The following is an 8,731-nucleotide window of genomic DNA, read 5'->3' on the forward strand; positions in this document are numbered from 1 at the left end:
AATATCGTGCGCCGCTCCGCGTCGCATGCCGCTCTGGACGCTCTGCGTCCGGTCTTGAACCGGCACGCAGAGCATCTCGGGTATCAGGCAATCTGTGGCTTTTTAGCGATGGTGTCGAAGAGTGCGGGGTCAAGCGGGTCGCCTGCCTGCTCATTCAGTACCTGACGAGGGTGATCATTTCCCGGAATGCTGCTGTCGATCAAAGAAAGCAGGCTTGCGCCGCGCTTTGTCAGCATGTAACTCGAGCCATCACCGCCCTCCTCGCCAGGACGAGGTTCGACGAAGCCGCGATTAAGCAGCGTCTCAAACTCAGTGGCTGTCGATTTGGCGCCGTCGTTCTGCACTTCGTGCAACAAACGCTCGATAAGGTCCCAGTTGTAAGTCATTTTTCTAAACCTCCGTCCAGCATGGATTGATCGCCCATGACATCCAGCCACAGGCATACGACTCAGAAAATGTGACCTGCGGGGTTTGTCGCGGTTCAGAGAAGCTGCTGGAAGGTATAACGGGGGGTTGTTCTGCACAGGTGGCAGACAGAGGAGAAGCTGACCGCTCCCGCCTGCGCGGGAGCGATCATGGCAATCACTCGGCAGCCGGGGCCGGGGTGCTGCGTTTTTTCAGCGGCGCCATGCCGTCCTGGCTGACCAGATCGGACTTGGGACGGTTGACCGTCTTGCGCTTGGTCGGCCCCTTGGCCGCTGTCTTTTTCTTGTCGCCCTTGGCGTCAGTCTTTTTCTTCTTCACGCCTACAGCCTTGCCCGATGCCTTGACCTTCTTCGGCCCGCCGTAAGTGCCTTTGACTTCCTTGATGACACGACGCTCAAAGCTCTGCTTGAGGTAGCGCTCGACGCTCGACATCAGGTTCCAGTCGCCATGACAGATCAGCGAGATCGCCAGACCGTCGCTACCCGCACGGCCGGTACGACCGACGCGGTGGACGTAATCGTCACCGCTGCGCGGCATGTCGAAGTTGATCACCATGTCCAGACCTTCAACATCAAGACCGCAAGCCGCCACATCGGTCGCGACCATGATCTTGGCACCGCCCTGCTTCAGACGGTCGATGGCCGCCTTGCGGTCCTTCTGGTCCTTGTCGCCGTGCAGCACGAACGTCTTGTATTCCAGTGCAACCAGACGGCCGTACAAACGGTCGGCCATCGCCTTGGTGTTGGTGAAAATAATGGCTTTCTGGTAGGTCTCGTTGGCCAGCAGCCAGTTCAGCACCTGCTCTTTGTGCACGTTGTGATCGGCGGTGATGATCTGGTGGCGTGTGCCGGAAGCCAGCTCACTGACGCTGTTCACTTGCAGATGCTGCGGATCCTTGAGCACCTTGCCGATCATTTCCCGCAGGCCGGCACCACCGGTGGTTGCGGAGAACAGCATGGTCTGCTCGCGACCGGCACATTCGCCTGCCAGACGCTCGACGTCTTCAGAGAAGCCCATGTCCAGCATGCGGTCGGCTTCGTCCAGTACCAGTACTTCAACGTGCTTGAGGTCCAGATTGCCTGCGTTCAACTGCTCCAGCAGACGCCCCGGCGTGCCGATCAGAATGTCCGGCACCTTGCGCAGCATCGCGGCCTGAACCTTGAAGTCCTCGCCACCGGTGATCAGGCCGGCCTTGACGAAGGTGAACTGCGAGAAGCGCTCGACTTCCTTGAGCGTCTGCTGAGCCAGCTCACGGGTCGGCAGCAGGATCACCGCACGGATGTCGACACGAACCTTGGCCGGGCCGATCAGACGGTTGAGGATCGGCAGCACAAATGCGGCGGTCTTGCCGCTACCGGTTTGCGCAGTCACCCGCAGGTCGCGCCCTTGCAGTGCGAGCGGAATGGCGGCCGCCTGCACGGGCGTAGGCTCGACAAATTTAAGCTCGGCCACAGCTTTAAGCAGGCGTTCGTGCAGGGCGAATTCGGAAAACACGGGTGCTACCTCGACGAAAAACAAAAATACAGCTGCATAGCGTAACGGTTTCGAGCGCCGGGGCCGAGTTTCTTTACCACCAAAGGTCGATTTTGTTTATGAATTGCCCGGTGAAGCACCGCCGCAAGCAGCACAATCAAACCGCTGAAGGTGATCAACCAGCACGCCTCAGCACACCGGCAGCACAATATCCACCACCAACCCACCGCCCGGCCGATTGCGCGCAGCAATCTGGCCACCGTGCATTTCAACGGCACGCAGCGCGATGGCCAGGCCCAGACCGAAGCCTTGCGCGGTATTGTCGGGGCCACGCTCAAAGGGCTGAAAAATACGTTGCAGGCAATCGTCATCCACGCCCGGCCCCTGATCAATGACATTGACCGTCAAGCACGGCGGCTGCGCCTGAACATTGGCAACCACTACCACATCAGTGCCCACCGCCGTGTGGCGAACCGCGTTGCGGATCACGTTTTCGAATGCCCGGTAAAGCAATTCGCTGTCGACCTGTGCCACAAAAGGTTCGGGGGCCTGCAGCCTGACCCGGCACTGTTTCAGGCCAGCCTCGAACGCGGCATCCTCGACGATGGCGGCCAGCAGGCTGATGACATCGACCGTCTCTCGCTCCAGGCTTTCGGCATCGCTCTGCATGCGCGCCAGGGTCAGCAGCTCCTCGATGAGTGCGTCCATCCGTTCCGACTCGCGCTCGATCCGCTCGAGCATGTCCAGTTGCGTCGGTGCCTGGCGCAAAAGGCCAATGGCGGCGCTCATGCGGGTCAGCGGTGAACGCAGCTCATGGGAAATGTCATGCAGCAGTTGCTGCTGAGAGTCGGCCATGACCTTGAGCTGATTGGCCATACGGTCGCAGTCCTCGGCCAGATCGACGATTTCATCGCGCCGGCGGCCCATGTCGGGTTTCACCCTGGTGTCGAAACGACCTCTGGCGACCTTGCCCATCGCCTCACGCAACTTAATCAGCGGTGTCACCAGATAGGCGCTGAGGAACCAGCTGAACAGCGCACTCATGAAGGTGCCGGTGATCAGTGGGTTAAGGTGGGAAGGCCGATCTTCGTGGTTGGGCCGTTGGGTGGCCCTGATGTTTACGACTGTGCCTTCCCTTGTGTGCACGGCCATTTCGAAACGCGGATTATCTACCGGCTTGCCCGCAAGCAACCGGCCCTTTTCATCGTACAGCCCGACCCGGTACTGCCCGTCAGGCTGCCAGGCATCGAGCAACGCCTGCCCTGCGGGAATGCCCGACTGTTGAAGCATGCGTACTTCGTTGTCGAACACGGTGCTGAACGAGGGGTCGCCCGGTCCTGACCGGGACAGCATGAACAAGCCCGCACCGACCATGAAGGTCAGGCTGGTCGCCAGCCAGAACGCCAGAAACAGCTTCCAGAATAACCGGCTCGGCCTCATGGCGTAATCAACAGGTAGCCCAGATTGCGTACGCTCTGTATCCAGCTCTGGTTATCGTTGCGCGGCCCGAGTTTGTGGCGAATGCTGCTGATGTGCACATCGATGCTGCGGTCATAGCGGGCCAGCGGCCGCCCCAGTGCGTTCATCGACAGATTCTGCTTGCTGACCAGTTGCCCGGCATGACGCGCCAGCTCCTCCAGCAGGCAGAATTCGTTGCCGGTCAGCTCCAGCGTGACGCCCTGCCAGCGTGCTTCACGTTTGCCCGGCCAGAGCGTCAAGTCACCGGCCTGAATCACCTCCCTGACCGTCTCGACCACCGGCACCGCCCTCACCCGGCGCATGATCGCCCGCAGACGCGCTACCAGTTCGCCCGGTGAACTGGGCTTGGGCACGTAATCGTCAGCGCCCAGCTCCAGCCCGGAAATACGGTCGATATTGTCGCCACGGGCCGTCAGCAGAATCACCGGCACCTGGCTTTGCGCGCGGATGCGCCGAAGCACTTCGATTCCGGACATGCGCGGCATCATTATGTCGAGCACAACAATGTCGTGACGACCGGACAGCGCCTCGATTTCCCCTTCTTCCGCACTGTTGGTGCAGGTCACAGTGAAGCTTTCACGGGTCAGGTACTGGCTGAGCATTTCGGTCAGTTCCCGATCATCGTCGACAAGCAATACGCGAGTCATGGCAGGCCCTTGATTGGTGGTTGCCGATTATCCCGGCACCGCTGCAGCGTGTCAGCCAGTCCTGATGATCTTTACCTAACCTTACACCCCGTTAACCGTCCCCAACATGCCCTCCCCCTATGCTGCGCAGCCAACAGCGCCTGCCGGACCGGCCCTTTCTGGCGTGTCATCGGCAGCGCTCAAATGCCTTTGTCGCCGCTTTCTGGAAAGGGTTTGATGATTTCTTCGCGTCTGTTTCTATCGTTCTGCCTGTTATTCAGCGTCCCGCTGGCACACGCCGACACTTTTTCCATCTCGGACATCCGCGTCAACGGCCTGCAACGCGTGTCTGCCGGCAGCGTATTCGCTGCGCTGCCGCTCAATGTCGGCGATCAGGCCGATGAACAGCGTCTGGCCGACGCGTCGCGCTCACTGTTCAAGACCGGTTTCTTTCAAGACATCAACGTTGCCCGCGACGGCAACGTGCTGGTGATCAATGTCGTCGAACGCCCGTCCATCGCGAGCATCGAGATTATCGGCAACAAGGCAATCAGCACGGAAGACCTGATGAAGGGGCTGAAGCAGTCGGGGCTCAGTGAAGGTGAAATCTTCCAGCGCGCCACTCTGGAAGGTGTGCGCAATGAACTGCAACGTCAGTACGTTGCTCAAGGCCGCTACAGTGCCTCGGTCGATACCGAAGCGTTACCTGCACCGCGTAACCGCATCGCGCTGAAAATCACCATCGATGAAGGCACCGTGGCGTCCATCCAGCACATCAATGTGGTCGGCAACACGGTGTTTTCAGATGAGGAGCTGGCCGACCAGTTTCAGCTCAAGACCAGTAACTGGCTGTCGTTTTTCAAGAACGATGACAAGTACGCCCGCGAAAAACTCTCCGGTGACCTGGAACGCTTGCGTTCGTGGTACCTGGACCGCGGCTACATCAACATGGATATCAACTCGACGCAGGTATCGCTGACGCCTGACAAGAAAGGCGTGTTCATTACCGTCAATATCACCGAAGGCGAACGGTACACCGTGGGCAGCGTCAAACTGGGCGGTGACCTGAAAGTGCCGCAGGCTCAGCTTGAACAACTGATTCTGGTCAAACCGGGCCAGGTGTTTTCACGCAAGGTCATGACCGATACCACCAATCTGATCACCCGCCGCCTGGGCAACGATGGCTATACCTTCGCCAACGTCAACGGTGTGCCGAAAGCCAACGATGCCGACCATACCGTAGACATCAGCTTTATGGTCGACCCCGGCAAGCGGGCCTACGCAAACCGCATCAACTTTCGCGGCAACACCAAGACTGCCGATGAAGTGCTGCGCCGCGAGATGCGCCAGATGGAAGGAGGCTGGGCGTCGACCTACCTGATCGACCAGTCGAAGGTGCGTCTGGAGCGTCTGGGTTTCTTCAAGGAAGTAAACGTCGAAACGCCTGCTGTCCCCGGTACCGACGACCAAGTGGACATCAACTACGCCGTGGAAGAACAGGCCTCGGGCAATATCACCGCCAGCGTAGGCTTTGCCCAAAGCGCCGGGCTGATACTCGGGGGCTCGATCTCGCAGAACAACATCCTCGGCACCGGTAACTTCGCCAGCCTCGGCATGACGCGCTCCGAGTACCAGACCAAGTACAACTTTGCATTCACCAACCCATACTTCACGCCTGACGGTGTAAGCCTGGGCTACAACGTTTTCTACAACGCCACTGATTACAGCAAGTATTACGACGATGATGACGAGGTGTCCTACTACTCGCTCAACAGCGTCGGTGCGGGGGTCAACCTCGGCTACCCGATCAGCGAAACCTCGCGCCTGACCTACGGTTTGTCGATCCAGCACGACACCCTCGACCCCGGCAGCTACAGCGCCGACGAGATCTATGACTTCATCGAGCGTGAGGGCTCGTCATTCACCAACCTCAAGGCCAGTGTCGGCTGGTCGGAATCGACCCTCAACAAAGGCGTGCTGGCCACCCGCGGTCATTCACAAAGCCTGACCCTGACCAGCACCGTGCCGGGCAGTGACCTGCAGTTCTACAAACTCGACTACAACGGCCAGACCTTTCTGCCGCTCAGCGACGCCACATCGCTGCGTCTGCACACCAAACTGGGCTACGGCAACGGTTACGGCGAAACCGACGGCCTGCCGTTCTACGAAAACTATACGGCGGGCGGCCAGGCCACTGTGCGCGGCTTCAAGGACGGTACGCTGGGACCACGCAATACCCCGGCCACCGGCACCTACGCCAGTCAGGGGCAAATCTACTACTCGGACCGCGACACAGAAGCGCTGGGCGGCAACATCCTGATCACCGGTGGCATGGAATACCTGTTCCCGATGCCTTTCGTCAAAGACCAGAAATCCCTGCGCACCTCGCTGTTCTGGGACTTCGGCACGGTCTACGCCGACAAGTGCTACCTGAGCACCACGCAGAACTGCGGCAACATCAATATCGACCAGATGGCCAGTTCGGTCGGCGTCGGCGTGACCTGGTACTCGCCGCTCGGCCCGTTGAGCTTCGATCTCGCCGTGCCGATCAAAAAGCCCGAAGACGCCGAGACCCAGGTGTTCCAGTTCTCGCTGGGCCAGACCTTTTGAAACACTGACCTTTAAGCATGAATCAGGCGGTCTTTACCCAGCATTACCTCGCCCGGACCTCACTTAACATCCAGCCATTGAATACTGCCTGGTACTACGAATCAGTTCAGGAGCTGTTACATGAGCCGCGAAGTCAGGCAGATCACCCCCGATGTGCAGGAAATCATCCAGCACGCCCTGCGCTCACTGCTGGGCAAAGGCTTCGTCATCGCGCTGTTCGGCAGCGAGGATGCAACCGGGGCCATGCACTACCACCTGCGTATCGACCACGACGCCACGGGGCTTGGCATCGAGCATCACGACAACGTCGAAGACGGTTTCATCGACGATATCTTCATGCTCGCCACCCGCATGAAAGCCATGCTCAAACAACGTGAAACCCTGTCTCGCATGCACGGCGGCAGCCAGGCGACGGGGCAGGTCCGGCTGCTGACCTGGATCACCGAGGACAACAGCCAGACAGTGCTGCAAACCGCCGAGGCTGCGGGGCGCGAGTGTTTGAGTGCGTTACGCGAACGCAGGCTGCGGGCTTGAATCATGAGCGCCGCACGGCTCAATCAATGGCCAAAGCCATCAGTTCTCGCAGCCACATATGAGCCGGATCACGGTGCAAACGCTCAGGCCACAGCATGAGCATTTCAAACCCGGAAATCGAAAGCGGCGGTTCCTGAACCACAAGCGTCGGCTGGGCGCGCACCAGCCGTTCGGGTACTACAGCAACCAGGTCGCTGCAGACCAGTGCAGATACCAGCGAGCCGAAATGCGGCGCCGACAACACGACCCGTCTGCTTAACCCCTGCGCCGCCAGGGCCTGATCGGTGCTTCCAGCGAACCCGCCGCCGTTGGGAGACATGACCGCATGCTCCAGCTCACAGAAACGTGTCAGCGATACGGGCTGCACAAAATCCGGATGATCATGCCGGGCAGCAAGCACATAACGTTCATGGATCAACGACCGCTGACGCAGCTTGGGCGGCGCCTCATCGCGGGTGTGCAACGCCAGATCCAGTCGACCGCTTTCGAGATCCGCGGCAAGGCTGACCGGGTGCTTGTTCAACAGGGCCAGGCGCGTGCCCGGTGCACTGCTGCGCAACCTGCCGAGCGACGGCCATATCAACGCGATGGTCGCGTAGTCGCTGGCGGCCACGCGCCAGGTGTGATCGGCCTTTGCCGGATCGAAATCCCGGCCGGGCAGCAAAGCGGACTCCAGCGCTGCAAGCGCCTGCCTGAGCGGTTCGCGCAGTTGTTCAGCCCGCGCAGTCGGGGTCATGCCCCGCGGTCCCGGCAACAGCAATGGATCATCCAGTACCTGCCTCAGCCTGCCCAATTGCAGGCTGACCGTCGGCTGAGTCAGGTTCAGCCGATGCGCCGCGCGGGTCACGTTCTGCTCCGAGAGCAATGCATCCAGCGTGATCAGCAAATTGAGGTCGATACGCCGCAAGGTATTGTTCATGCAAATACCCAGTGTTTGGGAGATTGATTTCCAGCATACCCGATCGAGTCTGTAGCGTTGCCTCATGACAGACAAACCGGAGCCCCTCATGAACGTACTTATTGTCTACGCCCACCCCGAACCGCGCTCGCTGAATGGGTCGTTGAAAGACTTCGCAGTCGATCATCTGCAGAGCAAAGGACATCAGGTGCAGGTGTCCGACCTTTACCAGATGGGCTGGAAGGCGACAATCGACGCCAACGATGCACCTGGCCTTGAGAGCAGCAGCCGCTTTGACCCTGCCCTTGAGTCGCAACGCGTATTTGCCGCCGGTATTCAACCGCCGGACATCGAGGCCGAACAGGCCAGATTGCTCTGGGCAGACGCCGTCATATTTCAGTTTCCGCTTTGGTGGTTTTCGATGCCGGCGATCATGAAAGGCTGGATAGAGCGGGTGTACGCCTGTGGCTTCGCCTACGGCGTGGGCGAGCACAGCGACCATCACTGGGGTGATCGATACGGTGAGGGAACGCTGGCAGGCAAGCGCGCCATGCTGACGGTGACCATGGGCGGCTGGGAGTCCCACTACAGCGAGCGTGGCGTAAACGGAGCGCTGAACGACGTGCTCTTTCCTATCCAGCACGGCATCCTGTTCTATCCAGGTTTGAGACTGTCAGAAATTTTG

At 59.7% G+C, this 8,731-nt stretch carries 8 protein-coding genes; 3 read left to right on the forward strand and 5 right to left on the reverse strand.

Translation table 11 applies throughout. From position 1 onward, the window contains the following. Positions 1–83 precede the first annotated feature (83 nt). The 4 genes from ALO64_RS00955 to ALO64_RS00970 form a co-directional block, all read right to left on the reverse strand. Positions 84–386: a hypothetical protein gene (locus tag ALO64_RS00955; protein ID WP_044345083.1), complete on the reverse strand. Its 303-nt coding sequence runs from the start codon at positions 384–386 to the stop codon at positions 84–86. A gap of 196 nt (positions 387–582) precedes the next feature. Continuing rightward, positions 583–1,920 carry a DEAD/DEAH box helicase gene (locus ALO64_RS00960; protein WP_044345087.1) on the reverse strand — a complete coding sequence of 446 codons (1,338 nt, stop codon included), beginning with the start codon at positions 1,918–1,920 and terminating at the stop codon, positions 583–585. Between the two features lie 168 nt (positions 1,921–2,088). Beyond that, positions 2,089–3,339 (reverse strand): HAMP domain-containing sensor histidine kinase, encoded by a 1,251-nt coding sequence (locus ALO64_RS00965; RefSeq protein ID WP_044345084.1) that lies wholly within the window; start codon positions 3,337–3,339, stop codon positions 2,089–2,091. Next, complete coding sequence (locus ALO64_RS00970; RefSeq protein WP_002554410.1) at positions 3,336–4,025, reverse strand: response regulator transcription factor; 690 nt, start codon at positions 4,023–4,025, stop codon at positions 3,336–3,338. Before ALO64_RS00970 ends, ALO64_RS00965 begins: the two co-directional genes overlap by 4 nt. 216 nt (positions 4,026–4,241) lie before the next feature. On the opposite strand from ALO64_RS00970, the gene bamA reads away from it, so the two are divergent. After that, the gene (bamA, locus tag ALO64_RS00975; RefSeq protein ID WP_044345085.1) at positions 4,242–6,614 is read left to right on the forward strand and encodes an outer membrane protein assembly factor BamA; all 2,373 of its coding nucleotides are present in this window, start codon (positions 4,242–4,244) and stop codon (positions 6,612–6,614) included. 120 nt (positions 6,615–6,734) lie between these two features. After that, a complete protein-coding gene (locus tag ALO64_RS00980; RefSeq protein WP_005734013.1) occupies positions 6,735–7,148 on the forward strand; it encodes a hypothetical protein in 414 nt (137 codons plus the stop codon). A 19-nt stretch (positions 7,149–7,167) separates the two neighbouring features. Here ALO64_RS00980 and ALO64_RS00985 read toward each other — a convergent pair whose 3' ends face one another. Further along, complete coding sequence (locus tag ALO64_RS00985; protein ID WP_010213083.1) at positions 7,168–8,067, reverse strand: LysR family transcriptional regulator; 900 nt, start codon at positions 8,065–8,067, stop codon at positions 7,168–7,170. A gap of 88 nt (positions 8,068–8,155) precedes the next feature. Between ALO64_RS00985 and ALO64_RS00990 the strand changes: the two genes are divergently transcribed. Beyond that, on the forward strand, positions 8,156–8,731 hold a 576-nt coding region (locus ALO64_RS00990), incomplete at its 3' end, for an NAD(P)H-dependent oxidoreductase (RefSeq protein ID WP_044345088.1).

Origin of the sequence: Pseudomonas meliae (genome assembly GCF_001400515.1) — a bacterium.
Taxonomy (GTDB): Bacteria; Pseudomonadota; Gammaproteobacteria; order Pseudomonadales; family Pseudomonadaceae; genus Aquipseudomonas; species Aquipseudomonas amygdali.